The following is a 26,522-nucleotide window of genomic DNA, read 5'->3' as shown; positions in this document are numbered from 1 at the left end:
GTCAGATCTTGCAATATGAGAATGGATTGTTGTTTGGGATTATTTGAGTGAACCCCCAAGAGAATTGTGTAACTGCCAAACCACATCTCAGAGACTATCCCCACAGATTTCTTCCTCCTCTTTACTTTGAGTCGACGTCTGCCGTTCGGGCCCATTGGCGGACGTTTTTTAAACACTGGCGGACCTTGTGTGAGCACAGCGAGTTGGCCTGCCCCCCGATTCCCGCGTCTGCCTAATCTGATAAGGCTGAACTGGGCGTTAATGGTTTTGGGTCCTCTGGCCGAAACAAAAGGACCTCGGCTGCCTGGTCGAAAACCGACATCTAAATCTGAGGTTAAAGCTGGGGATAGGTTTTGGCCTAATTTAGCAGATTGTCTCGCAGCAGTGGCGCTGAGTGAAGCCGAAAGAGGACGGAGTAATTGCAAGGCCAGACCCTAGAAGAGAGTTGAAGAATTTTCGACAACCGCTTTTCGATTTGCCAGCCCCACAACTTGACTAATTTTGTTAATTGGCGAAGAATTCGCTTTCGTCGATTCAGGACATAGTTTGTGGCGATCCCAGTTTTCCACAATTCCCGAGTCATAGGAAATTGCAACGCATGCCGAAAACCGCCAAACATATCGGAGTGATCACCGGAGATCCCCGATTGGCAGATCCGACGAAACGTGATGCGCAATATAATGAAGAGGACACGGCGACGCACAATGGGATGAAGGCGGCCTTTCGGGAGCTTTCAGATTATACGTTTCTGTTTTATGACGACCATGCCCGTTTGTTTGAGCAGCTTCGGCAGGATCGTCCGGATTTGATCGTCAATTTTTGCGATACGGGGTTTCGTAATGTGCCCATTCAGGAACTTCACGTTCCCGCGTATCTGGAGATGCTGGGGATTCCTTATACCGGCGCGCCGCCGTCCGCTATGGTGATCTGTTTTGATAAAGCCATTGTCCGACTGGTTGCCCAATCGCATGGCGTCCCCGTTCCGCGGGAGTATTTCATTGGCGCTGAAGCGTCGCTTGAGGCCCTGCCAGATTTTTACCCCGCGTTGCTTAAACCCAATGCGGCTGATGGGAGTGTGGGTATTACGAAGGATGCCGTGGTCCGGTCGCCGGAGGAAGCGCGGGAATATCTGCACTGGTTGCGCTCGACACTTCCCGGTCGTGACGCGCTGATGCAGGAATATCTGCCAGGCCCGGAATACGGCATCGGCGTGATCGGGAACCTTGAAACTGACTTTTGTATTTTGCCTCCACTGGAAGTCGACTTTTCGCGTCTTCCCGCTGGACTTGATCCGATTTTGTCATTTGAATCGAAGGCGTATCCGGACTCTCCCTACTGGACAGACATTAAATTTAAACAGGCGGTGCTTGATCCGGGTCTTGAGGAGCAGATGAAAGACTGGGTGCGGATCTTGTTCAGGAGGTTTCAGTTGCGCGACTATGCACGGTTTGATTTTCGCGTCGGGTCGGACGGTATGCCGAAGCTGATGGAGGTGAATCCGAATCCCGCCTGGGCTTACGATGGGAAGCTGGCCTTTATGGCGGGATTTGCGGGAATCAAATATGGAGAGATGTTACACAAGATTCTGCAGGCGGCCATTACCCGGCAATCAGTCGCAACCAGTTAGAGAAGCGACCGTGGAATCGCCAGTGCCCAGTCATGTCGTTTGATGAGTTGATCGCCGTGATAGGCTTCCAATTCTCCCGCAAACTGAAAGGTTTCAATCGTGGCGGTGAGCCGTGTCCGACATTCCAGCCAAATCGACCAGTCCCGTCGTTTCAAGTGAGCGGTCTGCGTGAGTTCCGTCTGAGCCGACAGCGCATCCTTTTCAAGAATCCGATACCGTTTAAAGAGTGTGTATCCCACATCGAGATCGATCTCTTCAATCCTGGCATGTGATGCCCCGTCAAATTCTCCACCGTCACTCCGTAACGTGTAGACCATTTCGTTGCTTGCCAGATCGATTTCAATGGTTCGCCGCATACTGAGTTGCCGGAGTTTTTTATGCGGGGTGCCGGGCGCGGCTTCGGGTGGCCCGAACGGTCGTAGCGCTTCGTCTTCCTGGCGGGGAGGGCGCACGGGAAGGGTGACATTGCTCATGCCTGTACGGACGGTCAACGTCACGGGAACGGGTGGCGGCCAGGCAATCGGCCAGTAACTGGTGGACAGAGAGAGCCTGATCCGTGAGCCCGGAGGGAACGCATGGGCAAAGTCGTTGAGTTGCACCCGTACCTGATACCATTTACCCGGTTCGAGCGGTTGAGGTGTTTCATGACTCTCCCGATGCGTGAGATTCAATAGTCCATATGTGACACGCAGAACCGATCCGTCGGGAGCGACTTCTCCCAGACGGACAGCGATCATTGCCACCGGTTGATTAACGCACAAATCCAGTTCCACGACCGGTGCGCCCAAGACTTCAAGTCGTTCGGTGAGGGGATCACTATCGAAGACGAGCGAACCGCCATCGTCGGATCGTTGATCGCGCGGCATTTCCCCATCTGCGCCGAACCCGCACCATTCTCCGGACCGGACCCCGGTTGTCTGGGGAGAGCAGAACGATAACTCCGTTGGCTTCTCAGGAATAGGGGAGAGATGCCCCGGTTCCAAAAACCACCGATGCTCGCTGATGCGAGGACTCGGCCAGGTCTCTTCCGCCACCCATCTGCCGGGCCAGACGGCGTATTGGGGTTGCGGGGGCTGACTCTCCTGCATCCATACCCGAAATGCGGGTTCCTCCATGATTCCTGTTTCCTCGCCCTTCAGCCAGTGGTTCCACCATCGGACGGCTTCCTGCAGAAAGCCGATGGCCGGGCCGGGGACGCCGTCCTGCGGAAAGACATGGGCCCAGGGACCGATGAGCGATTTTCTCGGACAGGTGAGATGGGTCATCAATCTGGGAATGGCGTTGGTATAGCCATCGGCCCAGCCACCAATGGCATAGACCGGACAGCGAATGGCGTCGTAGTTTTCGCACACCGACCCGTGTTTCCAATAATTGTCTCGCGATTGGTGACGCATCCAGACCACGGGAAACGGTTCGAGATTATTTAACCGTTCCTGCCACATATCCCACCATTTGTCGCCCACAATTTCCGGATCAGGCGGCAGCGCCGAGTACAGGGTCAGCATGGACCCCCACTGCATATTCTCGTTCAAGAGACAGCCGCCCATATAATGCGCGTCATCCGCGTACCGGTCATCCGTTGAACATAATGTCATGATGGCTTTCAGATTCTCCGGATTCCGCGCCGCAACCTGGAGCGCGTTAAATCCTCCCCAGGAAATCCCCATCATGCCGATCGCGCCGGAACACCAGGGTTGTTGAGCGATCCAGGTGATGATTTCCAAGGCGTCGTCATGCTCCTGATGGGAGTATTCATCATGCAGGATCCCTTCCGAATCCCCTGATCCTCGAATATCCACGCGAATGCTGGCATAGCCATGCGCTGCAAAATACCGATGGATGGGTTCGTCCCGTGATCGCATAAAGTCCCGTTTGCGATAGGGGATGTATTCCAAAATAGCCGGAACCGGTTCCGTGGCGGCTGACTTCGGCAACCAGATGCGTGCGGCGATCCGGCATCCGTCCGACATGGTAATCCAGGTGTTTTCGATTTCCGTAATACGGTCGAGTATGGTGTGGTCGATGAACATCAAAAATCTCTGAGTTTTTCGACAATCGGTTAATGACGTTCAGCAGCCGAGTCGCGGATAGTTTTTGGAGCGGGGGATCGATTGGGTTGAAACTCATGGGTGGACCAAAAACTCAGCGCCAGCTTTTTTCTGACTTCGAATCCCGTTTCAAGATCCCAGCAGTTGACGATGGCCAGACGGAATCCGCCTGGTGGCATGGAGTGGTCCTTCGGAGGTTTTTCTTCATGGAACGTGATTTGAATGCTGGAGACCTGTGGCGTGTGGCGCAACTGGTCAATCACGTCCTTGGGTGGATGCTGATAATGGACACCGTGGGCACCAAACAAGACGACGCTGTATCCTTCCTGGCGATGGGATTCGGTGAAGTGCCATTTTTCTTCCGCATATAGCCGGATGAGAGCCTCAACCCAACCATTGCCGTACAAATCAGGCCATTGGTCTGCAAAACGCAAATGCACCTCGATGATTTTGCCGCCGATCGTCTCAAAGTTGAGCATACCGGTGTATCCGGCAAGATGCCGGCGCAGCCAGTCACCGCAATAGGTTTCGATGGTGGGATTTGGCGCCGCCAACACCGTCCAATAATCGAACATTCCTCCCTCCAGCGGTTTGCCGGTGGCATGCCGCCACCATGTTGGTTCGCCCTTAACCACGGCGACGTCGCTCGAGACATGATCGCCCTCCAGAAGCGGCATCCACAGGTGTCCTGGGCGTTGTAAGTGTTTGTACTCTTTTAATGAGCGTAGGACACGACTTCCCGCTCCCATACCGCGCATGTTGTAAATCGGTTTTGAAAACACGGGAAAGAAGGATGGATCCAGCCCGTGCGGAGCACACGGCAGGTTTTGGCTTTCCGCAATCATCAGTTTGTTATAGATCCACTTGTACTGCGGGTACCACGCCCAGGCATCGCCGTCTTCAGTCGGGATGTTGATATCAGGCGGGCAGGGAATGCCTTCGAAATACTGCATTCTCCATGGATCACCTTCACAAATCGGCATGTTCGCCTTTTCGTTTAATATCATTCATTTCTGATGTGGAAGGCATACCATACCCAGTGAGATGAGGTCATGCAATACGCATTTTCACGCCCATCTGCCATAGGATCATTACCCTGCTTGAGGCCCTGGGGATTCTCTTTCACGAAATTTCAGCATCCTAGCCACGAATTCTTTGGAACCATCACGTACAGGTGAGTGGGGCGTTCCCCTGCGCGGTCTGCCACAAGTGGACGAAATGCAATGAATCTTCCTGTTTCCCAGCACATCCGGAAAGATGTCCCGAATAGACGAATCCATGATCGAGTAGACAAAAGTATCCATTTCAATCAAGATGGGAATGTCTCATGATGATCGCTGTAGTCTTGAACAATGTTGGGGGGCGCCTGTGCAGCACGTGAGGAGGAAAATGAAGAACCGGATTATACGAGTGGAAAAACAGTTTTCTGTTCCTTCCGACATGATTATTATCTCAAAAAGAAAGGACCTGCCATGAGTTTTTTTAGCAAAATCCTTGATAAGCTCGGTTTCAGCGGTTCCGAAGCACAAGCTGCTCCTACGCCACAATCACCAGCCCCAAAATCGCCCGCTCCTCAGGCTGCCCCTGCTACGCCGGCTACTTCACCTGGAACCACAGTGGTGGATGTCAAAGGGAAGCTAGAGGGCCTCGCGGCCTCCAACTCTCAAAAACTTAATTGGAAAACTTCGATTGTGGATCTGTTGAAGCTCCTGGATCTTGATAGCAGCTTCGCAGCTCGTAAGGAACTCGCGACTGAGCTCGGGTGCCCGACTGACAAGATGGGGGATTCCGCCCAGATGAATATGTGGTTGCATAAAACCGTATTGCAAAAACTCGCCGAGAACGGAGGCAATATTCCGAAGGAACTTTTAGACTAATTGGGAGTAGATCAGCAGGAAGGTGAGATCTGCAATCCGAGTGTCTGACAGGCGCAGTCGGTCATGTACTGTATGGGGTCTGTGGCACCAGACGAATTCTGCAATAAGAATGGATCATTTTCCATTTCATCTGACTATTTGCTGTGATTGTTTGATAGCATGGGAAGGTCAAAAATGAAAACGAATGCCGATCATTCCGGTTAGGCCACTCAAATTTTCAACATCAAGTTTATTTTTTCCTGATCCATTCTTATACCGCGTTAACTGAAAGTCCGCACTCACCCGGCCTTCGGCAAATAGGGCTACTCCCTGTCCCACTGGGGCCTCGACCCCCACGAGTCCCATGACGCCGTATCCAAAACCTTTGTCTCCTTTTACGTTAATTGAATCCCTCTTTTTTTCAATATCCTTTTCATCAAAAACATTGAATGCAATATTGAGTCCAAGGCCGATATACGGTGAAATGCCGTGGGTACGGAAAAAGTACTGCCCTATTCCCCTGAAAATAAAGGATTGCATATCGATATTGTTCGCATGAAGCAGGTCGTTTTTGTAATTGCGATATTCCAGCTCCACACCCATTCGTTCTTGAGGAGAGATGATTCCCATGGCTTGAATGGCACCGCTTCCCCCGGTTTTGCCTTGAAACGGATAAAAGATTCCTCCACCACCCGAAAGCACCACCGTCTCCGATTCCTCAGGTTCTATGACCTTTGCCTGTGCGTGACTCGATAGTCCGTTAAAGACGATCAGTCCCATCACGATGGGTAACAGATACGTTAAAAGCGATCCTTTCATGTTCCCCCGGTGGGTTGTATTTGCCCACTGTAATGGGCAAAGAAAATGACAAAATTCTGATGAAGACTATAAGAATGTGCTGGTGATATCGGAAGGGAAGGACTTGTCATGCAATTTCAGGAAGAGAGGAATTTCTTGAGATGGTCATTGACGTCCCTGATGAGCAGGGAAGGAATCGCTAAGTTTTTTATCGGCGGAAGGCATGGACAAACTTAAATTTTCTAGCAGTGATACAGCTTGTGGAATGCTCCGCTTTCCCTTGTTTGGAAAAAATGTTCTTATCAGGGACAACTAGTTGATCGCTTTTGGCAATTCACCGGGAATCCCGCCGCATTTATTTTTACCCAATTGATGGGAGAGGTGAGCTAGGCGGATCTGATGCCGGATGTCGAAAGATGAGGCTGTAAACAATGGCCGTTGGGAAGGCAACTGAAATGAAATAAGACCGATAATCGCGTATTTTCCAGAGAATTGGATGGTCTATAATACAGTCCCAAAATCCGAGAGCTGCACCTTATGCCGATATATCTATTCATTTTTTGGCGCCAAAGAAACACGAGAAGGTCTGAGGGGAAAGCATGACCATTCGCGAGTTAACATCGACGGATGTGAGTGCGTATCAAACCCTCATGCTTTCGGGGTTACGAGAGCATCCTGAATCCTTTCGCATCAGTTCGCAAGACGCCGGAGAACCCATGGTTCCCTTTGCGTCGATCTGTTCAGATTCCTTTACCCTGGGGGCCTGGCTTGATGAAGGGCAATTGGCTGGAGCGGTGAGTTTTGCACGAGAAACGCAGGCAAAGCTGAGACATAAAGGCTTGCTGTATCGAATGTATGTGCGTGCGGAGTCCTCAGGCAGAGGAATTGGCAGGAAGCTTGTCCAGGAAGTCGTGAAGCGGGCAAGGACCATCGAAGGCCTGGAACACAACAATTTGACGGTGGTTTCGCTCAACGTTCACGCGAAGAGTCTCTATGTTTCAGAAGGCTTCACATCGTTCGCACGTGAAGAACGCAGTTTAAAAATGGGGGATTCCTACTTCGACGAAGAACAAATGGCTTTGCGCTTGTTCAAGTGATGAACCTCATACGGCATTCCAGCCGATCTGTCAGTAAAGGTTTGTCCCTGAACCTGGCATGAGGTCGGTATGTTTAGGAGAGCAAGAAACAATGGAACACAACGACACGATCATTACGCAATTTACCCTACAGGCCGTACCTTTCTCAGAACTTCCCGGCCATTCCGAATCGATGGATATGCTGGTTCCATTCAGTGGGGTGTGTGCCACCGATACGGTTCTCGATGTGGCTTGTGGTCCCGGCATTGTGGCCTGCGAATTTGCCAAACATGTCGCTCATGTGACCGGTCTTGATCTCACTCCAACCATGATTGAGGAAGCGCGGAAACGGCAGCAAGAACAGAATCTCACCAATGTTTCCTGGCACATTGGGGAAGTTTTGCCACTCCCATTTCCCGATGCCCATTTTTCGTGTGTGGTGACGCGCTATAGCTTCCATCACTTCCTCGATCCCGTGGCAGTGTTGTTGGAAATGGTTCGGGTTTGCAAGCCTGAGGGAAGAGTCATGGTGGTTGACGCTGTTCTTCCATCAGAAAAAATCGATGCATACAATCGGATGGAACAAATCCGGGACCCTTCGCATACTAAAGCCCTTAGTTTTGACGGGATGGCGGCAGCCATTGAGACGTCGGGTCTGACCAATATCAAAACGGGACGGTATAAGGTCGAGATGGAGTTGGAACAGCAACTGGCTGCTTCCTTCCCCCATTCTGGTGACAAAGACAAGCTTCGCCAGATGTTCCAGTCTGACATTGGGAAAGATGCCATGGGTGTAGGGGTGCATCGCATGGGGAGTGAGATTCGCTTTGCCTACCCGATCCTTATCACGGTTGGACAAAAGGTTGCGTGACCTGGTTCTCTGAGTGGGGAAAAGAATGGGAGTTATACATGAGTCATGAGTTTGCAGGAATGATTTTGGAAATCTAAACTTATTGTCAAAATTTAAATGCAACTTTTAATTGCCCACCCCGCTCCTTTACTCAGATTCTCCATTAACCACTCGCATGGGCGTGTTTTTTTACTTCTGAAAGATCAGGTCCTTCTATGTTGACTGAAAAACAAAAAATGCTCAAAGGTAAGTTATATAACGGTGCCGATCCGGAGCTGGTTGAAGAGCGCCAGCGGGCCAGATTTCTTTGTCAGCGGTTGAATGCTTTGCCTGCGACCGCACCGGAAGCCGAGCGCCAAACGATCCTTGCCGACCTTTTGCACACAGAAACCGACGCGTATCTCACCCCGCCATTTTTCTGTGACTACGGGTACAATATTCGTCTCGGAGCACATGCCTACTTCAATTTTAACTGCGTTCTTCTTGATGTCATGCCGATTTCAATCGGAAGTCATGTCTTGTTCGGCCCTGCGGTTCACATCTACACCGCCTTACATCCACTGAATGTTCAGGAACGACGTTCCGGTCTGGAATTCGCCAAGACGGTGACCATTGGCGATGATGTCTGGGTTGGTGGCGGTGCGATCATTTGCCCTGGGGTCGTCATCGGGGATGGTGCCGTCATTGGTGCTGGTAGCGTGGTCACTCGTGATGTCAGACCGGGTGTCGTGGCAGCGGGCAATCCCTGTCGGGTCATTCGTCAAATCTAACCTGCCCCATGCATATTGGTGTCCGACCTTTTTCCAATAATGGATTACCCCGCCAAGCCTGGTGATGCCGGTTAAATCACACAGTCCGCTAACCCCCGGTTATAGTGTAAGAGTAGGGACATGATGCGGCTCGTGAGTAGGCGAGAGATTCGGGATGGAATCTGCAGGCAGGACTCCATGAATCAAATCCTGAAAGTGCATGTTGCCATGGTTCGAATTGGTTTATGCCTTGGAAGGGTTCGTTCCCACCCAATTGGAAAGATAGCCACGTAAATTTCAGGGTATTTTGATTGTGATGTCTATAGATGTCCTGCGGATAGACGAATCCTCTAAGGGAAATTTGAAAGTATCCATTTCAATCAATAGTGGAAATGTCCTATTAATAGGAAAGCTGGCTACCGAGCCTTGGATAGTTATCCTTTAGGGTTTGAGGATTTAAGATAAATTTCAAAGGCAGGTTCCGACCCTTCCGCCTGTCTGACAGGAGATTTTCCTATGATACGAGTGGTGATTTTCGACGTGGATGGCACGCTTATGGATACGAATTATTTACACGTTGAGGCCTGGGCCCGTGCTTTTTCGGTAGTCAAACATCCAGTCCCGCGTGCCGCGATTCATCGTCAGATTGGTAAGGGATCGGACCTGATGCTGGGTGCGCTTCTTACGGATGAGGCCTTACACGGAAAGGCCAATGAGTTGCACAGCGAATTTTTTGAGGAGTTGAAAGATCATACCTATCCTTTGCCTGGAGCCAAAGAAATCCTTGCATCCCTCTCATCCCAAGACATCGCCATCTGGTTGGCGACGAGTGCGAAGTCTGAAGAATTGGAACATCATGTTCAAGCGCTTGAGGCCAAGGATAAGCTGGCCGGGATGGTGTCATCAGCGGATGTGGACAGTGCGAAACCCGCACCGGATATTTTTCAACTCACTCTGGAGCGGGCCGGATGTTCCCCGCAGGAGAGCATTGTGGTCGGGGACACCATTTGGGATATTCAATCCGCTCAAGGTTGTGGACTTCAGACGATTGCGGTCAGAACCGGAGGGGCCTTTAGTCGGGAGGAACTCCATGCGGCTGGAGCGGTGGCTGTATACCAGGATTGTGCGGAACTGCTGGCATCCGGGTTTCCCACTTCATTTGAAACGAAATAGGAAGGAGGGGGCATTCAGCGATGGGTGATATAACTGCACCCGGAATCCAGACGAAATCCCCTCATTGTTTATTCTGCTCATGTGGTAGCTGGAAACAGACGAGTCAGCGAGGGGAAAAAACTGTCCCCGACGATCCGGGGAAAATTGCTGACGTCACGTGTCACCACGGCGGGTAATTACCCGATAAAGCCAGAGAAACAGGATGGCTCCGATTACGGCCATCACAAACCCCACGGGATCATCCTGTCCATACATGCCGACCATTCGGCCGAGCATCCCACCAAAAAGCGCCCCAATGATACCGATAGCAACAGTGGCAAAAAACCCTCCAGGGTCTTTCCCGGGCATTAAGATTTTTCCAACTACTCCCACAATTAATCCAAAGACGATCCAACCGATGATACTCATACCTCATCCCTCCTATTTAATTGTTGGGTTCTCCGGCTCTTGTGGGTGTCCCGATCCTGCTTTTATTAAAAGACCTGCCTGCTCCTGATAATTTTCACGGTAAATTTGGAAAACCGCCAGGGCGATCCCAAGCAGAATTGGACCCAGAAATAATCCGATGAATCCGAAGTAGGCGAGGCCGCCTAAGGAAGCGAAGAAGAGAAACAGGACCGGCAGGTCCGCTTTGGAGCCGACCAGAAGAGGCTGCAGAATATTATCCATGAGTCCGACCAATCCGATTCCTATGCCGATCATGACGATCCCTTTCCATACCGGCGCGGTCCAAAAAAGATAGACGGCGACCGGACCCCAGACGAATGCCGTGCCTCCGAACGGGAGAAGAGAAAAGAGTGCGCTCAGAGCTCCCAGAAAAACGGCAAACGGGACGCCCAGCGCTCCATAGGTGAGGCCAGCCGCGAACCCCTGTGCCAACGCGGTGAGCATGGTACCCTGAACGACCGCCACCATCACATGGTCCAGGCGTTCCATGATGGCCGCCTTATAGCTTTCCTCGATAGGGAGGGCTTCGTAAAATGCCCGATAGAGGTGATGCCCGTCGCGAAAAAGGAAGAATAAGGTAAACAGAATCACAAATAAATCCATCAGGAGATCAATGCCGTTCTTGGCCAATCCTCCGACGCTGGACAGGAGGACCCCGCTCACCACCTTCCCTCCTTCAAGCAGAGATACTTGGAGATCCCCATACGCCACGATAAATCCCCCCAACAATTCTTGGGAGAGGTTGCCGATGAGAGGCAATTTTGCGGCAAGATCAGGAAGTCTATTCAATCCTCCTTCCTGCACCCACGTCATCGCGAGCTGATAGGCATTTATGGTCTCTGTGATGACCAGAAAGAGAATATACGCTACCGGCAACACGGCCACCAACATGACACTCAGCGTGCTCAGGGCAGCCGAGGCGGTATTCCGGTTTCCCAGGATTCGGGTCAACCATTGATAAAGTGGATAGAAGATGCGAACCAAAATCAGGGCCCATAAAATGGGTGTGAGAAATGGGGCAAAAATAAGGGCTAACACATACAGCAGGAGGGAACACAATACGAGGAAGGCCGCTGAGAGAACTTGTGGCGACATTTATGTTGACGCCCCAAAGGGTGAGGGTATCGGCATACCTGAAGCCGTCCGCTTGGTCGAGGAAAAGGATGAAACCATGATCATCATTAGGAGTACCCGCATGTTTTACCTCTGCAGTGTAACACTTACCGTTCGCTGAGTATTTGCATTTTAGAAAAATTCTTAGGTTGAAATGGATTCAGGCAAATCTCACTCCTATCTATGATATGCACCGGCCCGTTGATTTATTATAGACAAATCATTAAGCGGAACTTTTTAAGTGTCCACATCCACTCCTAGATTCCCATCGTATTCAGAGAGCGGTTTTGACGGATGTTTTCAGATAGTCCGACCTGAATTTGTCTGTTGAATCATTCATAGGGATTAGTGAACTATGAATACGACCTCAATAAGCCTTGAATTATTTATCCTTTCTCAATGGGCGATCTTCTGAGATTATTCTGAAATTCAGGTTTGTATCCTCCTCTGCCGCAATGTCACATTTTTATTTCAAGAGGAGTGCCGCTTTTTCTGGTCTAGATAAATTCGGGTATCGACTGAGACGGAGATTGTACTTTGACTACTTTGACGGAGAGGTCCGGCAATGTGTTCGTCGGTCTCTCGAAGTAGTCAATGATGGGAAATAAGGACAGGATGTAATGTTATGTACTTTAATTCAGTAATTCTCGTATTCCTTATCGTACTTCTCGTGAGTGCGCGGGTTGAACCATTGTGGTGCCAGGAACCTGTGGATAATCCAGAGGCTCCCACAGATTCACGACCCACCGAGAAATCACAGGAAATTGCGGTTGGAGCGCACAAGGTTGAAGACAGGCTTATTACGCAACGGCTTACGGAGGTTTTCCAGAATTTGCCGGAGCTTGCCAATGTCGACATCGCCGTGAAGGCGGGGGTGGTACGTCTGACGGGGTATACATCCACCAAAGAAGCCCACAAACAGGCCCTTGAACTTGCCGAACGCGTGGATGGTGTGGTCAGTGTGACAGATGAAATCACCCAGAAACGGGAGGTCCGTGAACGGTTGACCGTCGTGCAGGAAAAAATGTTTGACCAACTCAATAATTTTATCTCCTATCTGCCACTCCTAATCATCGGCTTCACGGTATTTCTTCTATTCTGGTTTCTCGCATCCTTTATGACCAAATGGGATAACCTGTATGAAAAAATTACTCCACATGCGTTTTTGCAATCATTAGCCAAACAAATCGTCAAGGGGACCGTCATATTTCTTGGCTTTATCGTCATGCTCGAAATCCTGGACGCCACGGCTCTTTTGGGAACTATCGTTGGTGTGGCCGGAGTCATGGGCCTGGCCATAGGTTTTGCCCTCCGAGACACGGTGGAAAATTACATTGCCAGCATTCTGCTGAGTATCAGACAACCCTTTCGGCCACTGGACCAGATTGTTTTGGAAAATTATGAAGGCTTGGTCATGAAATTGACATCGCGGGAGACCATTCTCATGACGCTGGACGGGAATCATGTACGCATACCCAATGCTACGGTGTACAAAGGTATTATTCTCAACTATTCCCGGAACCCCAAACGGCGTTTCTCCTTTGAGGTCGGTATCGACACTGCTGTCAATATCGAGTCGGCGTTGCAATTGGCTATAAAAACTTTGGAGGAAACCCGCGGGGTGATAGCTGATCCTCCGGTTCGATGCGCGGTCGAGAAATTAGGCGATTCGAATGTGATCCTGAAAATGTTCGCATGGACGACCCAGGATCAATACGACTTCGGAAAGGTAAAAAGTGAAGCGATTCGGGCGGTGAAAGAAGCCTTTGATCTGGCCAATTATGAAATGCCCGAACCCATCTATCGTTTGAAGATGCAGGGGTATTCCCCTCTTGATGACCAGGCTCTCGTTGAGCAGACCGAGCATACAAAGGATGCTTCATCACCCGCTGTGCAATCAGATTCTCAGGCCGATGTCACCAAAGATAATCATATTTTTGAACAAATTTCCAAAGATCGAGCAGAGAATAAGGAAAGGGATTTACTGAAATCATAGATTTGAATTTCGAAAGACATCCTGCTGGTTACCCTGGCGGGAGATAGTCCCAGCTGATGGAAAGCAGCAGACACGGCGTTCTGCTACTCAGATGAATATGAGATGACTCAACCAGTTTTTGTTACCTCCTAACCCCAACCGGTTGAAGACATTGACTAAAGAATCCCTTCCCACACTCAATTGGCCAATTTTGATATGCGACACATGAATTTGAGCCGTTTGATCCATGTGGCTCCTCCCATAAGTTCCTGAACACCCCGCGTCCATTTGAGGCCGTGGCTTCACGTTTCTAGCGGTGAATGACGGGGGTATGTACGCCATACCTTAAAGCTGACCTTGATATCGAGGCATCCTCCGGTATCGCCGCTGGCGTATTTTTGGCCTTATCAGTGGCAGGATGCATTATTCGGATTCAACTCATAATTCATGCCACTCCTCTGGTCAGGAATTGTAGCCTAACACCCTGTCCGAGTTCCTGGTCCACCTCTGTTGGCTATTGTCGATTGGGCCAGAACGTAAATTTTTTAAAATTCCCGACCTTAGTGGAAAGGCTGCGCTTTCTCTTTTCGGTTGGCTGCCCATCCACACAAATAGGCATCCCTCATTTTTGTGAAAATATTCCCCGGATGTCTGTTCATTACTTTCCGTTCACACGTACGTCCTGGTTTTGTCCGGTGGTTACCTTCATCCCACTTTTTTATCATCCATAAGGCGTTGGCCTTCAGCTCTATGCATGTTTGCCATTTCTCTTAATTCCTTAGCCGCTTTCCAGCGTGAGGAGGCCACATGCATGAGGCTGGTCCGTTGAAAGCCTTTGGGATCCATATGCGGTTTCAGCATAAGGGATGTGGCTCGCCGTTCTATGCGAACAGCGTCCATTTGCAGTTCATCGGCTTGTTGATCATAGATTTTTGCCATCTCCAGGAGATCGTCTCCCGTCCAGGGTGTCGGGTCATCTGGTTCGGGGGCAGCCATAGCATACCCCATCGGTGGCGAATGAAGGGGTTGTTCGCTCGCACCAGCCGAAAACATCATGACGCCAATCCCTCCTAACACTCCTATCAAAACATAGGCTAACGCTCGCATAGAGAATCCTCCTTGTTAGAATGTGTCGATCGAATTTTTAAGACTATCCTATAAAAAAACCCGATGAAGGTAAAATAGGTGGCTTGCCTGGATATCGTTCAAGTGCTTCCTGTGGTGCGGCCATCCTTAACATCTTAAGAGCCTTACCTTCTTTAGGGTACATCGAGGTGATGCTACCTGATTCTCTCACAATGATATAGCGATTGGGAGCCAGTGGAACATCCCATTGTTCGAGGATCACGTGAAAGTTTCCATGTCCAGGGTCCTGAAACCACCTCTGGGAAGAAAAAAACAGGGGGCGAGCGGTCGTTCTTTCCACAGTCGCTGCCGATCCCGATCAGGGGAACAAAGCCATTGTCACCAGTTAAGGAGACGTTTGCCCGAGCTACGTTTGGATTAGCCATGCGATGGTCAACGTTCTGCCGCCGATGGTAGGCATGACGACGAAGAATTTCAGTGAGGAGCGAATGTTACATGCTGGTTTGCCATGACAGGCGAGGAAGATCTTCTGTCGCTGGGATGGGGAGGAAAGCGGATTCAGTTAGAACGATGGGGATCGAATCTAGCTCCGAAAAGGCACGAAAGGAAGCTATTCTCAAATCGGGAGGCGGGTTCATCGACTATCGTGATAGAAAGAGCCGCCTCTCGATCGAGAATCCCCTCCGTGGGAGTGTATAAAACTAAGCATTAGCTCGCCGTGGCTTGTTTTTTGGCTTCTTGGAATTCTTTCCCTATGGTCTGTATTTCTTCCTTTTCCAAAATCTCTTTGGCCTTTTTGAAAATTTCCCCTTCTTCCTCTTTGACATGGTGCAGGACATTTTTTTTGAGCTGGGAAAGTTTTGAGTCCCATTCCTCGGATTCCGGCCCCAGCTCCTCCAGTTCTTCCAGAAGATTGGCGACCTCTGCATGCTCCTCCGTGGCTTCATTAATGAGGTCTACCATCTCTGCATTTTCTCTTAATGCAGGATAGAACGCGACTTCTTCCCCATGCGAATGGGCTTCGAGGTCATTCTTTAATTGTGAAAATAACTTTTCACGGCTTTTGGTGGCACGCGGGCCGGTTCCTTCCAATTTTTTAAATAAGTCCTTTGCCTTTTGGTGGTCCTTTTTTAAGATTTGAAAAATGTCCATTCCCCGCTTCCTTTCCGGTCAATGACCGATGATTACTTACTGTAAAATAATAAACCCTCGATTTCTTGATCGAAGAATAATCTTGTTCCTCCATACACGTGAACTGGTAAGAACCCTGGAGCCTTATGGGAAATGCGAATTGGAAAGCAAGAAACGGAGTGTCCTCTGTCCGCGAATTCTGTATAAGAAAAATTGATCCGGAAATGAGGAATGTCCGGGCGGGGAGGTTTCTTGGTAAATTATGCTTTCAGCATTAGAGTCTTCAGCAGGGGGTCGTCGTGAAACATACAGCGAACCAGGCTAGGCTTTTGGTCGCAACGGCACATGACCCTCGTTGGGCCAGAGTAGTTTCCCGCGATTTGAAAGCCGACGGCACATTCTTTTATTCCGTCAAAACCACAGGCGTGTACTGCCGTCCGTCCTGTCGGTCACGACTGGCACGGCCCGAACACGTTCGTTTCCATGCTACATGTGAGGATGCCGAGAAGGCTGGTTTCCGTCCCTGTAAGCGTTGCATCCCCAATCAGCCCGCATGGGGAAACCGACATACCCAAACTGTCATCGCGGCATGCCGGTTCATTGAGAAATCTGGAAAGGCACCGGGTCTCAAAGAATTGGCCACGAATGCAGGTCTGAGCATCTATCATTTTCATCGGCTGTTTAAGGCGATCACGGGTGTGACGCCGAAAGAATATGTGACCGCACTTCGTGCCAATCGTGTGAGGACTCAATTACAGGGGAGGGGCAGCGTGACAGATGCAATCTACGAGGCCGGATATAATTCCAGCGGGAGATTTTATGAAAACGCCAATGACGTCTTGGGGATGACACCTTCCACATACCGGGCCGGAGGCGCATGGACCACAATACGGTTTGGGGTGGGGAAATGTTCTCTTGGGTCGATTCTTGTCGCCAACAGTGAACGCGGCGTCTGTGCGATCTTTCTTGGTGATGATCCTGAGCAATTGACGCGTGATTTGCAAAACCAGTTCCCTCACGCTCATCTCATCCAGGGAGATGCTGGTTTTGACCACCTTGTCGAAAAAGTAGTCGGTATTATCGAAGCCCCTGCGCGAAGTCTGGATTTGCCACTGGACGTGCGTGGTACGGCGTTTCAGCAACGGGTCTGGAAGGCCTTGCAGGGAATTCCGGCCGGCTCAACGGTAAGCTATGCCGACATCGCCGGGAGAATCGGGTCGCCGACATCGATCCGGGCTGTGGCTCGGGCCTGCGGTGCCAATCCCTTAGCTGTCGCGATTCCCTGTCATCGTGTCGTGCGTACCAATGGCGAACTCTCAGGCTATCGCTGGAGTATTGAACGGAAACGAGTATTGCTGGAACGGGAGAGACCGACATGAATGTGGTGGGGCAACCACCATCTCCCATTGCCTTGCACAACAGTCTATCTGAACGAGTGAGGCGGTTGGATTGGGACCAGTTGTCGCCTGACCTCGACGCCCACGGATACGCCGTGATCGAACACCTTCTCGCTCCGAAAGAATGTCACTCCTTGGTCTCGTTGTACTCCCGCGATGAGATATTCCGCAACCGTATTGTGATGAGCCGCCATGGGTTTGGCCGTGGAGAATATCAGTATTTCCGGTATCCGCTTCCTGGTCTCATCGAACAACTCCGAAGGAGTGTATACCCTCATCTGGTCCCGATCGCCAACCGGTGGAATACGGCCATGGGCATCGAGGTGAGCTATCCGACGACGCATGCGGAATTCCTCGCTCGCTGTCATCAAGCCGGCCAGGATAAGCCCACACCGCTCATACTCAAGTATGAAGCCGACGATTACAATTGTCTGCATCAGGACCTCTATGGCCCACATGTGTTTCCCCTTCAGCTTGCCATTCTCCTATCTGATCCTCAGGCGGATTTTACGGGTGGGGAATTTGTGATGACCGAGCAGCGACCACGAATGCAATCCCGGCCGATAGTTGTCCCCCTCCGACAGGGCGATGGCGTCTTGTTCGCGGTTCATCATCGCCCTGTGCGAGGGGGAAGGGGCTGGTATCGTGTGAACCTTCGGCATGGGGTTAGCCGCGTTCGCTCAGGGCAACGCTATACAGTCGGGATAATTTTCCACGACGCCAGGTAACCCGGATGGAGAATTTCCACCCAAACGGAATTTGGTGGTCGTGACAAGGAATACCCTTGCCGGTGCTTAGCCGCCGGCCATGGCCCCGACAATCAGAAAGGGCTCTTCTCCGTTTGTGATCGCGTCAGGTAACGGGGCGTCCGGTGGTTCATGGGACAGATCCTGCCCGCAGGCAAAGAACCTGATAAACGGTCGGCGCTGTTGTGTCACCTGGTCACGAATTGTCCCCCGCAACATCGGGTAACGGGTTTCGAGTGCGTTGAGGACGGAGTGTTGCGTGACCTGACCCCCCAATTCCAGGTTCACCTCACCGTCGATACGTGCAAGTGTTCGCAAATGGGCTGGAAGGATAACTCGAATTGTGTTCACGGTAACGCCTGGACTTCGACCGATAATACGGGTGGAAGATCGCGGACGATGGGCATCCAGCTGTCTCCTGAATCAGCCGAAGCATACACCTGTCCGCCGGTGGTGCCGACATAGATCCCGCAGGGTTCGAGCGAGTCGACGGCCATGGCATCTCGCAAGATATTGACGTAGCAGTCCTGTTGCGGCAATCCTTTTGTCAGCCCTTCCCATTCGTTCCCGCCCGTTCGACTGCGGTAGACGCGCAGTTTCCCCTCCGGCGGATAATGTTCGGAGTCGCTCTTGATCGGTACCACGTAGATGGTTTCCGGCTCATGGGCATGCACGGCAATGGGGAATCCGAAATCGGAGGGCAAGTCTCCACTGATTTCATGCCACGACTCGCCTGCGTCATCGCTACGCATCACATCCCAGTGCTTTTGCATGAAGAGCACATTCGGGCGCGACGGGTGTTTGGCGATACAGTGCACACAGTGGCCGACTTCGGCAGTGGGGTCGGGAAGTTCATAGGGCGATTTCAGTCCGCGGTTGACCGGCTGCCATGTCTTGCCTCCGTCCTCGGTTCGAAATGTGCCGGCTGCCGAAATGGCGACGAATATCCTTTCCGGATTGCCGGGATCCAGAAGAATAGTATGCAGGCACATTCCCCCGGCGCCAGGTTGCCAAAGGTGCCCTTTCGCGCTGCGCAGGCCGGGAAGCTCCTGCCATGTCTGTCCGCCGTCGGTGGAACGGAAAATGGCCGCATCCTCAACCCCTGCGTATATCGTGTCCGGATCGGTCAGCGATGGCTCCAGATGCCAGACACGCTTGAACTCCCAGGGACGCTGCGTGCCATCGTACCACTGATGGGTGGTGAGAGGTTGTCCCGTTTTCGTTGAACTATCATAAATAAAATTGTTGCTCATGCCGCCAGGCGGATCGTATGGTTCAGGGAGCTTCTCTCCGCCGGGAATTTCCCACGTCTTGCCGCCATCATCGGATCGCTGGATGATCTGCCCGAACCAGCTACTAGATTGCGAGGCATACAACCGATTCGGATCGGCGGGAGATCCCTTTATGTGAAACAATTCCCATCCACCAAAAAATGGACCGTTGACGTCCCACTGCTTGCGTTTGCCGTCCGATGTCAGCACAAACGCACCTTTGCGTGTTCCAACAAGCACTCGTACCCCACTCATACCTCACTCCTTTCTGAAAATTATGGCGATCATCATATAAAGTTTCACTACCAGTGAGAGCCTATTCCGTCCCTCTATCAATCGTGTTGGCCGTTGTGATCGAGGCGGCGTGACCTATTGTTCGTAAGCCTCCTGTAGGCGTTTGATGTCAAGTTTCTTCATTTGAAGGAGGGCACTCATGACTCTATTTGTTTTTTCATGATCGTGACTTTGCATTATTTCGCTCAGTACAGTGGGAACAATTTGCCATGACAGACCATACTTGTCTTTCAGCCAACCGCACTGCCCTTTTTCACCATCTTCGGAGAGCTTTTCCCATAGCTCGTCAATCTCTTCTTGTGTCTGACAATTCATGATAAACGATACGGCTTCCGTAAATGTGAAATGCGGTCCTCCATTTAAGGCCATAAATTCTTGCCCGTGGAGCTGGAATGTGACGGTCATCACTGATCCCTTGGGTCTACCGGAAACCTTTGCGCCTTCCTCTCCATAACGGGTGATATTTCCTATCTTGGTATTCTTGAAAATCGACGCATAAAAATTCACCGCCTCTTCAGCCTGATTATCGAACCACAAACACGGGCTAATTTTCTGCATCATGTTTTGCGCCTTTGCTGAGCGTTAATATGATCTGTTTGTCAACCTCGCGACCTGCCGGCTGCCATTGTACTCTTAGCGGCAGGTCCCTATTCCGTTGGCAAACCTCCAATCTCTAAAACCGGTCGGATTTCGACCGTGCCCACCCGGGCCCCCGGGATTTGTGCGGCGATGTTCATTGCCTCATCCAGATCCTTGGCTTCGATAAGAAAGTAACCGCCCAGTTGTTCTCGTGTTTCAGCAAACGGACCATCGGTGATGAGCCGTTTGCCATCTCGTATACGGATGCTGGTCGCCATAGTGACAGGATGCAGAGGAGCGGCCGCCAGATAATTTCCTTCAGCTTTGAGTCGGTGTGCAAGCTCCGTGGATTCTTTGTAACACTTTTCACGTCCGGCCTCGTCCCATGCCTGATCAGTTCCGTAAATCAACAGCATGTATTTCATATGAATTCCTCCATTCGAAAGAATGAACGCCAATACTCGAATGCCGCAACCCTTTCTGGTTAAAAGGGCGACCCCTGCGACAAATAGCAACGATAGGGTTTTGCGTCCCGCTACTGCCTGGTATAGGTGATCTCCATGATCTTCATTTCCTTGCCGCCGTGATGAGTCCCATACATATCAAACGTTGTGGTATTGTTATCGACGATCTTCCAGACCGCCCGATGCGTCATTTGCCCTCCGCCCGGCTCAGGATGCGATCCATTCAGCGTAATGGTCTTGCCATCGTCGCTCGCCGTCCCTTCCATGATGAAAATCCCCGTCCCCATCGTATCCATCCAGGCCGTGACATATTTCTTGGTGATGTTGTCGTAGGCGTCGATTCCAATCCCGGAGAATGGTTGTCCCATCATTTGACCAGTGTAAGCTTGGTAGAGATAGCGTCCGTCCAGCAACATTTTCATTTCTGCGGTGCCGGTCGATTCTGTGGGAGGCTTGCCTGGTTCCATCCATTCTTTGGATTTGGTCGTCCAGCTCCCGGCAAGGCTGGCAAACAATTTGTGCGGTTCCCCTGGAGCAGCCAGCTTCTTGTACATCTCCATCATGGCTTGTGGGTCCATCTGCTTTTCTTTGTCTGTGGCGAACCCTGGAATTGCCGTCAGAACCATACAGAGACAGGTGAATGTGATGGTTGTCAAACGCATAGACGCCTCCTTGTGATTAGATAATGAAAACTATTGAAGTAAGTAGGTCATGTTGTACTTTTATGAAGACAATTTTTTGCGAAGGTGCTCCTCTTGCTCCCTCAGCTCTGGCGTGAACTCCGGTCCGAAGTCCTCCGCCTCGAAGAGTTGGCGAATCTCAATCTCGCCTTCTTTGTCATCACCTGCAGGATTCGGACAACGCTTGACCCATTCGATTGCCTCTTCTTTCGAATTCACCTGCCAGACCCAATAGCCGGCGATCAGTTCCTTGGTCTCGGCAAAGGGTCCGTCGATAACTGTTCGCTTATTTCCTGAAAATTGCACGCGCGCGCCTTTTGAACTCGGATGGAGCCCATCTCCCGCCAGCATGACGCCGGCATTTACCAGTTCCTCGTTGAATTTTCCCATCTCAGTAAGAAGTTGCCCGCTAGGCATCACACCGGCTTCAGACTCTTTGGTGGCTTTGACAATAATCATGAATCGCATCACTCAGTCTCCTTGGCTTTAGTACATTAAACTGGATTCTAAAATAGCCTTATCCGGATTCTCCTTGTTTGTCGAACGGGGGCTGGTAAAATCGACATTTCAAAAAAACCTCCTGTAGTTGCCGCTCTGTAACCATGTGTTTCTGATCATAGAGCCACAAGGCAGCTTGGACAGGATTGAACTGGTTCCTTTCATAATCATCAACATTCCTCAGTGGGAAGACCGGAGACCTCAATCAACGGACGCACCTCGACGGTGCCAATGCGTGCTCCTGGAACCCGCAATGCGATACCGATCGCCTCGTCAAAATCCTTGGCATTGATCAAAAAGTATCCCGCCAGTTGCTCGCGTGTTTCCACGAAAGGACCGTCAGTCACCAATGGCTTGCCTTCGCGCACACGAACGAGGACAGCCGTCGATGCCGGATGAAGCGGCGACGCACTCAGATACTGCCCCTTGTTGTGGAGCTGATGAGTGAGTTGCACGGATTCCTCAAGCATCTCCTTACGGATGGTCTCCCTCATTGCCCTGAATGCGTCTTCGTCATGGTGAACCAACAACAGGTATTTCATGTGAATGCCTCTATCAGGTGGTTATGCCAGGAATGATCATATGGATTTTCCCCGATCTCATTGTTCCTCATAAAAATCTACTCCTTCTGACAAGATTCCGCTTCCATCCCTTGCCTGGGCAGGTCCCTCACCGGCCGAACCTCCATACTCCCAAGCCTCACTGATGGAAACTTGGAGGCGATCTGAACAGCCTGATTGATGTCCCTGGCCTCGATCAGGAAAAACCCGCCAATCTGCTCCTTCGTTTCGGCGAAGGGGCCATCGGTGAGGGACATTCCGCCGTTGCGGACCCGCACGGTCATGGCCATCCCGACCGGTTCAAGGGGATTTGCCAAAAGGAGTTGGCCGCTCTTTCGAAGTTTCTCGCAGTAGGCCAAAGTTTCGTTCATGAGAGCATCGCCCTCACTTTTGGACATGCTGTCCAGCTTCTTTTCCTCGTGGCAACAAAAGAGAAGATATTTCATGATTTCTGACCTCCGAATGGTGGTGAATTGGTATTGTTGTCAGTTAGTCGTTCAGGAGGATCAAATTCGACAATGGGGTCTTATAGGTTCTATCTGTGAAGCCGGTATTCTAGGAATAGGGAGCTTCAAATAATTCGCAACAAGATGTTGTGGGTGACGATGCTCTGGTCATTTAAATTCAGAAAAGTTTCTGGTCGTCACTATTGATACGGAAGGGGAGGGGGATTAATTACCATCTTGTAACAGGGCCAGCCGTTGTTCAAGAAATCGCTTTTCCGGTTTCTGCTGAGTGAGACAGAGAGCCCGTTCATAGGCCGACTTGGCTTCCGCAGTTCGGCCCAATCGCCGGCAGAGTTCCGCTCTCGCCGAATGTGCTAAGTAATAGTTATGAAGGTCCCCTCGCGTCAGGATCGCGTCGATGAGGGTAAGACCCGCCAGTGGACTGTCACGCATGGCCACCGCGACGGCGCGATTCAGTTCTACCACAGGTGAAGGGGACGCCTGCATCAACAGGTCGTAGAGTGCCACGATTTGAGGCCAGTCCGTGGCCTTGGGGTGTGCGGCCTGGGAATGCACCCCGGAAATCGCGGCTTGGATGGTATAAGGGCCGATCTGGCCTGAAGCAAAGGCCTGTCCTACCAGGGTTGCCCCTTCCGTGATCTGATCCCGGTTCCACAACGAACGATCCTGGTCCTCAAGCAGAATCAGGTCTCCCGTTCGGGAGATGCGTGCGGCGCGGCGTGAGTCATGAAGCAGCATTAACGCCAAGAGTCCCATCGCTTCCGCGTCCGGCAATAATTCCAACAGTAAACGTCCCAGTCGAATAGCTTCAGCCGAGAGGTCATGACGGGTGAGAGATTCCCCTGAAGAGGCAGAGTATCCTTCGCTAAATACGAGGTAGATCACCCGCAGCACCGCATCCAGACGGTCCGGCAAAGCGGTCTCCGAAGGTACCTCATAGGGTATGCGTGCCTTGCGAATTTTGGCTTTAGCGCGAACGATCCGCTGAGCCACCGTGGGCGGGGATGTGAGAAAAGCTTTCGCGATTTCTTCCGTCGTCAGGCCACAAACTTCCCGGAGAGTCATCGCCACTTGAGCTTCCGATGAGAGAGCCGGATGGCAGCAGGTAAAGATCAAACGTAACCGGTCGTCGTCGATGCTTTCATCCGTATTCTCTTGAGCGGCATGAATGCCGGCTTCCAACTGCGTGGCGAATTCCGCAAGCGAGGCGTCAAACCTGGTCCGTCGCCGAATCCCATCGATCGCTTTGAAACGACCGGTCGACACAAGCCAGGCTCGTGGATTGGCGGGAACACCATCCCGGGTCCATTGGTCAACCGCCACCGCAAATGCTTCGTGCAACGCTTCTTCAGCCGCATCAAAATCGCCGAGCAAACGGATCAATGTGGCAAGAACCCGGCGCGATTCAGTGCGGTACACTTCCTCCACCACCTCCCGCACCTGTTTGGTGGATCTTTCACTCATGATCGATAAGGCCTCGCATTGAGAGGAACGGAAAAACCACTGTGGTAAGCGACGGGTGTGCCGGCGAGCGTTCGCCTCTGCTGGTGGGGGATAAGAGAGGGAGTTGCCGGTTATTCTGCTTCAACCGTGACCTCTGTCGTCACTGAATTGGCAATGAAACATTCGCTATGGGCTCGCTCATGGAGGGCGTGTATCTGTTCACGAGTCGGAAGAGTCGGTCCACCGAACATCACTTGAGGACGTAAAATGGCACGTGTAATGGCAAGCTTTTTGTCCTGATTTTTTTCCAAAAATCCAACGGCATGATCAATATAGCAATCGACAACGAACCGTTTCTTGGCTGCCATCGCCAGGAAAGTGAGCATATGACAGCTCGACAAGGCCGCCACGAAGGCTTCCTCAGGATTCACATGAGCGGGATTCCCGCCATAGGCAGGAACAGCCGAGGCAGGAACTCGAACACCACCTTCAAATACCAAGACATGGTCTCGATTATAAGACTCGTAGGAAAAGTCTTCCGATGCGCTCTTCCATTCTACCGTGACCTTATGCGCAGACATCGTTCAACCCCTTTCGGGAAAGTGAGATTTTGCCAACAGACTTCCAGACGATTGCCACTGGCGGCATTATTCTCAAAATATGCCATCTCAGATTATTTTACCCGAAGGACTATTATTTCCGCTCGGCCGCAGAATCGGCAACGGCAATGGCTTCAATCTCAATCATCGCGTCGGGGGAGTAAAGGGAGCGGACTTCCACGATGGTGTCTGCGGGATAGGGAGGCGTAAACCGTTGACCGCGGAGTTCCACGATTTTATCGAAATGGGTCATGTCGGTCAGGAAGATCGTCACTTTGATGACGTTCCGTAAGCTCGACCCTCCCGCACGGAGTACCCGCTCAAGATTATCAAATGTCTGTTTTCCCTGGACATCAAAGTTGCCTACGCCGACAATCTGACCGCTCGAATCGATGGCAGTCTGGCCTGAGATAAAGAGCAGATCCCCGACCCGATAACCCTGTGAAAGACGATAGGGTTCGTAGGGATCGGGGTCGATCCGGATTTGTGTGATGTTCATAGGACCCTCTCCTTTTTAATGGAAAAACAGATCTCAAAAAACGACTTGGCCTACCATTTGCTCCTTTATGACACATGAAGATTGTTCAGTATATCCATTCGGATGACATTAATTCCTGTTGGTATCGGAGAGTCCAATTGAATCACGGCTTTGGCCAAGACCCGTGTCTTAAATTCAACATGGCTACCCTTCGACACTTGACGGTAGAGACGTCTGTAGGTGTTTATTGAGGGAAACTTTCTGCGCTCTTCCCCAGCATTTCGCGCATGACGGACGCCAGGTCGTGAAGCGCTTGTTTTCCATCTCCCACGAAAACGGACCCATGCATGAGCGCCAACTGTTTTGGCTGGAGATCTGCCAGGCCATGCAGTATTGGCTCAGTCAAGGGAGTGTAGGGGTAGGCATTGGCAAACGCGCTGTTCTGCCCTTCGATCAACGCCCGTTTGGCAGGTTCGACTATATCCGATTCGGTCACCGCCTCCACATCTCCCTCATGAGAGAACAGGTCCGAGCACAGTAAGGTACGGGTGACCTCCTCGAATAAAAGGCCTGCTTCCCAATTATGCGGGACATGCGGAGTCTGGCGGAACCGCAGTCGATATTTTCCGGTTTCAAGAATTTCGTCATGCGTGAGCATGCGGGCCTGACGATGAGAAAAGTCGTTCACACTGACGAGTGCCCCGACCAGGCCGCACACCGGTTCCGCCTGTGTAGCGATGGCCAGCCATTCGTTGAGCGCCCCACATTCATCCGCCTCGAAATGACTGAATGAAATCCATCGTAGCGTGGTCGGATCAATGACGCGTGCGACTGCCTCCTGTATCATCGGAAACATCCGCTTCATCCCGGTGTGAAACAGCAGCGGCTCCTCGTCCTTGATCAGAAAGTGGTTAAACCGCAGATTGAATTCGGGAACATAGATAGAAATTGAATAGTGGTCGGGAGCAATCTCTGTCACTCTGGTTATATTTTTCATTGTAACTCCTGTTCCAGCAGGGTGTTGAAAACGTCCCCCAGCGGTGCCTCTTTAAATGAGTAAAAATATCATGCCGAAGGCACCTTCGCACAGTGGACTTTCTATCATTTGATGAGAGCC

The 26,522-nt window shown here is 51.2% G+C and carries 30 protein-coding genes; 10 read left to right on the top strand and 20 right to left on the bottom strand.

The window, feature by feature from the left end:
- Window positions 1–598: 598 nt before the first annotated feature.
- On the top strand, window positions 599–1,627 hold the full coding sequence (locus ACWHYD_RS13635) for a D-alanine--D-alanine ligase family protein (protein WP_447962574.1): 1,029 nt from the start codon (window positions 599–601) through the stop codon (window positions 1,625–1,627).
- On the opposite strand, the gene ACWHYD_RS13630 is transcribed toward ACWHYD_RS13635, so the two are convergent.
- Window positions 1,624–3,657, bottom strand: a complete 2,034-nt coding sequence (locus tag ACWHYD_RS13630; protein ID WP_447962573.1) for a CocE/NonD family hydrolase — start codon at window positions 3,655–3,657, stop codon at window positions 1,624–1,626. The two genes, ACWHYD_RS13635 and ACWHYD_RS13630, sit on opposite strands and share 4 nt — an antisense overlap.
- Window positions 3,658–3,686: 29 nt before the next feature.
- On the bottom strand, window positions 3,687–4,658 hold the full coding sequence (locus ACWHYD_RS13625) for a hypothetical protein (protein ID WP_447962572.1): 972 nt from the start codon (window positions 4,656–4,658) through the stop codon (window positions 3,687–3,689).
- A gap of 489 nt (window positions 4,659–5,147) precedes the next feature.
- Between ACWHYD_RS13625 and ACWHYD_RS13620 the strand changes: the two genes are divergently transcribed.
- On the top strand, window positions 5,148–5,552 hold the full coding sequence (locus ACWHYD_RS13620; protein ID WP_447962571.1) for a DUF3597 domain-containing protein: 405 nt from the start codon (window positions 5,148–5,150) through the stop codon (window positions 5,550–5,552).
- A 168-nt stretch (window positions 5,553–5,720) separates the two neighbouring features.
- Here ACWHYD_RS13620 and ACWHYD_RS13615 read toward each other — a convergent pair whose 3' ends face one another.
- A complete protein-coding gene (locus tag ACWHYD_RS13615) occupies window positions 5,721–6,350 on the bottom strand; it encodes a hypothetical protein (protein ID WP_447962570.1) in 630 nt (209 codons plus the stop codon).
- A gap of 578 nt (window positions 6,351–6,928) precedes the next feature.
- On the opposite strand from ACWHYD_RS13615, the gene ACWHYD_RS13610 reads away from it, so the two are divergent.
- The 4 genes from ACWHYD_RS13610 to ACWHYD_RS13595 all read left to right on the top strand — a co-directional run bounded on the left by ACWHYD_RS13610 (window position 6,929) and on the right by ACWHYD_RS13595 (window position 10,177).
- Window positions 6,929–7,426, top strand: coding sequence for an N-acetyltransferase family protein (locus ACWHYD_RS13610; RefSeq protein ID WP_447962569.1), 498 nt, complete (start codon window positions 6,929–6,931; stop codon window positions 7,424–7,426).
- Window positions 7,427–7,517: 91 nt separating this feature from the next.
- A complete protein-coding gene (locus tag ACWHYD_RS13605; protein WP_447962568.1) occupies window positions 7,518–8,276 on the top strand; it encodes a class I SAM-dependent methyltransferase in 759 nt (252 codons plus the stop codon).
- Between the two features lie 194 nt (window positions 8,277–8,470).
- Window positions 8,471–9,025, top strand: a complete 555-nt coding sequence (locus ACWHYD_RS13600; protein WP_447962567.1) for a sugar O-acetyltransferase — start codon at window positions 8,471–8,473, stop codon at window positions 9,023–9,025.
- A 495-nt stretch (window positions 9,026–9,520) separates the two neighbouring features.
- On the top strand, window positions 9,521–10,177 hold the full coding sequence (locus ACWHYD_RS13595; protein ID WP_447962566.1) for an HAD family hydrolase: 657 nt from the start codon (window positions 9,521–9,523) through the stop codon (window positions 10,175–10,177).
- Window positions 10,178–10,330: 153 nt separating this feature from the next.
- Here ACWHYD_RS13595 and ACWHYD_RS13590 read toward each other — a convergent pair whose 3' ends face one another.
- Window positions 10,331–10,585, bottom strand: a complete 255-nt coding sequence (locus ACWHYD_RS13590) for a GlsB/YeaQ/YmgE family stress response membrane protein (protein ID WP_447962565.1) — start codon at window positions 10,583–10,585, stop codon at window positions 10,331–10,333.
- A 12-nt stretch (window positions 10,586–10,597) separates the two neighbouring features.
- The gene (locus ACWHYD_RS13585; protein WP_447962564.1) at window positions 10,598–11,719 is read right to left on the bottom strand and encodes an AI-2E family transporter; all 1,122 of its coding nucleotides are present in this window, start codon (window positions 11,717–11,719) and stop codon (window positions 10,598–10,600) included.
- A 643-nt stretch (window positions 11,720–12,362) separates the two neighbouring features.
- Here ACWHYD_RS13585 and ACWHYD_RS13580 point away from each other — a divergent pair.
- Window positions 12,363–13,733: a mechanosensitive ion channel domain-containing protein gene (locus ACWHYD_RS13580; protein ID WP_447962563.1), complete on the top strand. Its 1,371-nt coding sequence runs from the start codon at window positions 12,363–12,365 to the stop codon at window positions 13,731–13,733.
- Between the two features lie 87 nt (window positions 13,734–13,820).
- Here the strand turns inward: ACWHYD_RS13580 and ACWHYD_RS13575 are convergent, their stop codons facing one another.
- The 3 genes from ACWHYD_RS13575 to ACWHYD_RS13565 all read right to left on the bottom strand — a co-directional run bounded on the left by ACWHYD_RS13575 (window position 13,821) and on the right by ACWHYD_RS13565 (window position 15,950).
- Window positions 13,821–13,961: a hypothetical protein gene (locus ACWHYD_RS13575; protein WP_447962562.1), complete on the bottom strand. Its 141-nt coding sequence runs from the start codon at window positions 13,959–13,961 to the stop codon at window positions 13,821–13,823.
- Between the two features lie 456 nt (window positions 13,962–14,417).
- On the bottom strand, window positions 14,418–14,819 hold the full coding sequence (locus ACWHYD_RS13570) for a hypothetical protein (RefSeq protein ID WP_447962561.1): 402 nt from the start codon (window positions 14,817–14,819) through the stop codon (window positions 14,418–14,420).
- Window positions 14,820–15,506: 687 nt separating this feature from the next.
- Entirely contained in the window at window positions 15,507–15,950 is a 444-nt protein-coding gene (locus ACWHYD_RS13565; protein WP_447962560.1) for a hemerythrin domain-containing protein, read from the bottom strand.
- A 278-nt stretch (window positions 15,951–16,228) separates the two neighbouring features.
- Between ACWHYD_RS13565 and ada the strand changes: the two genes are divergently transcribed.
- Window positions 16,229–17,308 (top strand): bifunctional DNA-binding transcriptional regulator/O6-methylguanine-DNA methyltransferase Ada, encoded by a 1,080-nt coding sequence (gene ada, locus ACWHYD_RS13560; protein ID WP_447962559.1) that lies wholly within the window; start codon window positions 16,229–16,231, stop codon window positions 17,306–17,308.
- Window positions 17,305–18,054 carry a 2OG-Fe(II) oxygenase gene (locus tag ACWHYD_RS13555; RefSeq protein ID WP_447962558.1) on the top strand — a complete coding sequence of 250 codons (750 nt, stop codon included), beginning with the start codon at window positions 17,305–17,307 and terminating at the stop codon, window positions 18,052–18,054. The genes ada and ACWHYD_RS13555 overlap by 4 nt, the downstream gene beginning before the upstream one ends.
- Before the next feature lie 66 nt (window positions 18,055–18,120).
- On the opposite strand, the gene ACWHYD_RS13550 is transcribed toward ACWHYD_RS13555, so the two are convergent.
- The 8 genes from ACWHYD_RS13550 to ACWHYD_RS13515 form a co-directional block, all read right to left on the bottom strand.
- A complete protein-coding gene (locus tag ACWHYD_RS13550; protein ID WP_447962557.1) occupies window positions 18,121–18,423 on the bottom strand; it encodes a MoaD/ThiS family protein in 303 nt (100 codons plus the stop codon).
- Window positions 18,420–19,598: a WD40/YVTN/BNR-like repeat-containing protein gene (locus ACWHYD_RS13545; protein WP_447962556.1), complete on the bottom strand. Its 1,179-nt coding sequence runs from the start codon at window positions 19,596–19,598 to the stop codon at window positions 18,420–18,422. Before ACWHYD_RS13545 ends, ACWHYD_RS13550 begins: the two co-directional genes overlap by 4 nt.
- 114 nt (window positions 19,599–19,712) lie before the next feature.
- Window positions 19,713–20,195, bottom strand: a complete 483-nt coding sequence (locus tag ACWHYD_RS13540; protein ID WP_447965877.1) for a VOC family protein — start codon at window positions 20,193–20,195, stop codon at window positions 19,713–19,715.
- An 89-nt stretch (window positions 20,196–20,284) separates the two neighbouring features.
- Entirely contained in the window at window positions 20,285–20,641 is a 357-nt protein-coding gene (locus ACWHYD_RS13535; RefSeq protein WP_447962555.1) for a YciI family protein, read from the bottom strand.
- 110 nt (window positions 20,642–20,751) lie between these two features.
- On the bottom strand, window positions 20,752–21,342 hold the full coding sequence (locus tag ACWHYD_RS13530; protein WP_447962554.1) for a DUF1579 domain-containing protein: 591 nt from the start codon (window positions 21,340–21,342) through the stop codon (window positions 20,752–20,754).
- A gap of 60 nt (window positions 21,343–21,402) precedes the next feature.
- On the bottom strand, window positions 21,403–21,828 hold the full coding sequence (locus tag ACWHYD_RS13525) for a YciI family protein (protein WP_447962553.1): 426 nt from the start codon (window positions 21,826–21,828) through the stop codon (window positions 21,403–21,405).
- A 200-nt stretch (window positions 21,829–22,028) separates the two neighbouring features.
- Window positions 22,029–22,400 carry a YciI family protein gene (locus ACWHYD_RS13520; protein ID WP_447962552.1) on the bottom strand — a complete coding sequence of 124 codons (372 nt, stop codon included), beginning with the start codon at window positions 22,398–22,400 and terminating at the stop codon, window positions 22,029–22,031.
- 77 nt (window positions 22,401–22,477) lie between these two features.
- Window positions 22,478–22,864 (bottom strand): YciI family protein, encoded by a 387-nt coding sequence (locus ACWHYD_RS13515; RefSeq protein WP_447962551.1) that lies wholly within the window; start codon window positions 22,862–22,864, stop codon window positions 22,478–22,480.
- Here ACWHYD_RS13515 and ACWHYD_RS13510 point away from each other — a divergent pair.
- Window positions 22,863–22,997, top strand: coding sequence for a hypothetical protein (locus ACWHYD_RS13510; protein WP_447962550.1), 135 nt, complete (start codon window positions 22,863–22,865; stop codon window positions 22,995–22,997). The two genes, ACWHYD_RS13515 and ACWHYD_RS13510, sit on opposite strands and share 2 nt — an antisense overlap.
- 92 nt (window positions 22,998–23,089) lie before the next feature.
- On the opposite strand, the gene ACWHYD_RS13505 is transcribed toward ACWHYD_RS13510, so the two are convergent.
- The 4 genes from ACWHYD_RS13505 to ACWHYD_RS13490 form a co-directional block, all read right to left on the bottom strand.
- Entirely contained in the window at window positions 23,090–24,349 is a 1,260-nt protein-coding gene (locus ACWHYD_RS13505; protein WP_447962549.1) for an RNA polymerase sigma factor, read from the bottom strand.
- Window positions 24,350–24,459: 110 nt separating this feature from the next.
- Window positions 24,460–24,909 (bottom strand): OsmC family protein, encoded by a 450-nt coding sequence (locus tag ACWHYD_RS13500; RefSeq protein ID WP_447962548.1) that lies wholly within the window; start codon window positions 24,907–24,909, stop codon window positions 24,460–24,462.
- Between the two features lie 112 nt (window positions 24,910–25,021).
- Window positions 25,022–25,426, bottom strand: a complete 405-nt coding sequence (locus ACWHYD_RS13495) for a RidA family protein (protein ID WP_447962547.1) — start codon at window positions 25,424–25,426, stop codon at window positions 25,022–25,024.
- A 223-nt stretch (window positions 25,427–25,649) separates the two neighbouring features.
- Entirely contained in the window at window positions 25,650–26,402 is a 753-nt protein-coding gene (locus ACWHYD_RS13490; RefSeq protein ID WP_447962546.1) for an MBL fold metallo-hydrolase, read from the bottom strand.
- Window positions 26,403–26,522: the final 120 nt, after the last annotated feature.

The sequence above is a fragment of the Nitrospira sp. Ecomares 2.1 genome (assembly GCF_965152585.1).
Note: the sequence above shows the minus strand (reverse complement) of the source record. Positions and strands in the feature narration are given on the sequence as shown.

Excerpts from the sequence above, each read along its gene's own strand:
- ACWHYD_RS13525 (WP_447962553.1), bottom strand. The coding sequence starts at position 21,828 with ATGCGATTCATGATTATTGTCAAAGCCACCAAAGAGTCTGAAGCCGGT.
- ACWHYD_RS13510 (WP_447962550.1), top strand. The coding sequence starts at position 22,863 with ATGATTTCTGACCTCCGAATGGTGGTGAATTGGTATTGTTGTCAGTTA.
- ACWHYD_RS13600 (WP_447962567.1), top strand. The coding sequence starts at position 8,471 with ATGTTGACTGAAAAACAAAAAATGCTCAAAGGTAAGTTATATAACGGT.
- ACWHYD_RS13495 (WP_447962547.1), bottom strand. The coding sequence starts at position 25,426 with ATGAACATCACACAAATCCGGATCGACCCCGATCCCTACGAACCCTAT.
- ACWHYD_RS13625 (WP_447962572.1), bottom strand. The coding sequence starts at position 4,658 with ATGCCGATTTGTGAAGGTGATCCATGGAGAATGCAGTATTTCGAAGGC.
- ACWHYD_RS13545 (WP_447962556.1), bottom strand. The coding sequence starts at position 19,598 with ATGAGTGGGGTACGAGTGCTTGTTGGAACACGCAAAGGTGCGTTTGTG.
- ACWHYD_RS13490 (WP_447962546.1), bottom strand. The coding sequence starts at position 26,402 with ATGAAAAATATAACCAGAGTGACAGAGATTGCTCCCGACCACTATTCA.
- ACWHYD_RS13520 (WP_447962552.1), bottom strand. The coding sequence starts at position 22,400 with ATGAAATACCTGTTGTTGGTTCACCATGACGAAGACGCATTCAGGGCA.
- ACWHYD_RS13590 (WP_447962565.1), bottom strand. The coding sequence starts at position 10,585 with ATGAGTATCATCGGTTGGATCGTCTTTGGATTAATTGTGGGAGTAGTT.
- ACWHYD_RS13595 (WP_447962566.1), top strand. The coding sequence starts at position 9,521 with ATGATACGAGTGGTGATTTTCGACGTGGATGGCACGCTTATGGATACG.
- ACWHYD_RS13575 (WP_447962562.1), bottom strand. The coding sequence starts at position 13,961 with ATGGATCAAACGGCTCAAATTCATGTGTCGCATATCAAAATTGGCCAA.
- ACWHYD_RS13580 (WP_447962563.1), top strand. The coding sequence starts at position 12,363 with ATGTACTTTAATTCAGTAATTCTCGTATTCCTTATCGTACTTCTCGTG.
- ACWHYD_RS13565 (WP_447962560.1), bottom strand. The coding sequence starts at position 15,950 with ATGGACATTTTTCAAATCTTAAAAAAGGACCACCAAAAGGCAAAGGAC.
- ACWHYD_RS13630 (WP_447962573.1), bottom strand. The coding sequence starts at position 3,657 with ATGTTCATCGACCACACCATACTCGACCGTATTACGGAAATCGAAAAC.
- ACWHYD_RS13535 (WP_447962555.1), bottom strand. The coding sequence starts at position 20,641 with ATGAAATACATGCTGTTGATTTACGGAACTGATCAGGCATGGGACGAG.
- ACWHYD_RS13605 (WP_447962568.1), top strand. The coding sequence starts at position 7,518 with ATGGAACACAACGACACGATCATTACGCAATTTACCCTACAGGCCGTA.
- ACWHYD_RS13505 (WP_447962549.1), bottom strand. The coding sequence starts at position 24,349 with ATGAGTGAAAGATCCACCAAACAGGTGCGGGAGGTGGTGGAGGAAGTG.
- ACWHYD_RS13635 (WP_447962574.1), top strand. The coding sequence starts at position 599 with ATGCCGAAAACCGCCAAACATATCGGAGTGATCACCGGAGATCCCCGA.
- ACWHYD_RS13615 (WP_447962570.1), bottom strand. The coding sequence starts at position 6,350 with ATGAAAGGATCGCTTTTAACGTATCTGTTACCCATCGTGATGGGACTG.
- ACWHYD_RS13540 (WP_447965877.1), bottom strand. The coding sequence starts at position 20,195 with ATGCAGAAAATTAGCCCGTGTTTGTGGTTCGATAATCAGGCTGAAGAG.
- ACWHYD_RS13515 (WP_447962551.1), bottom strand. The coding sequence starts at position 22,864 with ATGAAATATCTTCTCTTTTGTTGCCACGAGGAAAAGAAGCTGGACAGC.
- ACWHYD_RS13530 (WP_447962554.1), bottom strand. The coding sequence starts at position 21,342 with ATGCGTTTGACAACCATCACATTCACCTGTCTCTGTATGGTTCTGACG.
- ACWHYD_RS13585 (WP_447962564.1), bottom strand. The coding sequence starts at position 11,719 with ATGTCGCCACAAGTTCTCTCAGCGGCCTTCCTCGTATTGTGTTCCCTC.
- ACWHYD_RS13570 (WP_447962561.1), bottom strand. The coding sequence starts at position 14,819 with ATGCGAGCGTTAGCCTATGTTTTGATAGGAGTGTTAGGAGGGATTGGC.
- ACWHYD_RS13500 (WP_447962548.1), bottom strand. The coding sequence starts at position 24,909 with ATGTCTGCGCATAAGGTCACGGTAGAATGGAAGAGCGCATCGGAAGAC.
- ACWHYD_RS13555 (WP_447962558.1), top strand. The coding sequence starts at position 17,305 with ATGAATGTGGTGGGGCAACCACCATCTCCCATTGCCTTGCACAACAGT.
- ACWHYD_RS13620 (WP_447962571.1), top strand. The coding sequence starts at position 5,148 with ATGAGTTTTTTTAGCAAAATCCTTGATAAGCTCGGTTTCAGCGGTTCC.
- ACWHYD_RS13610 (WP_447962569.1), top strand. The coding sequence starts at position 6,929 with ATGACCATTCGCGAGTTAACATCGACGGATGTGAGTGCGTATCAAACC.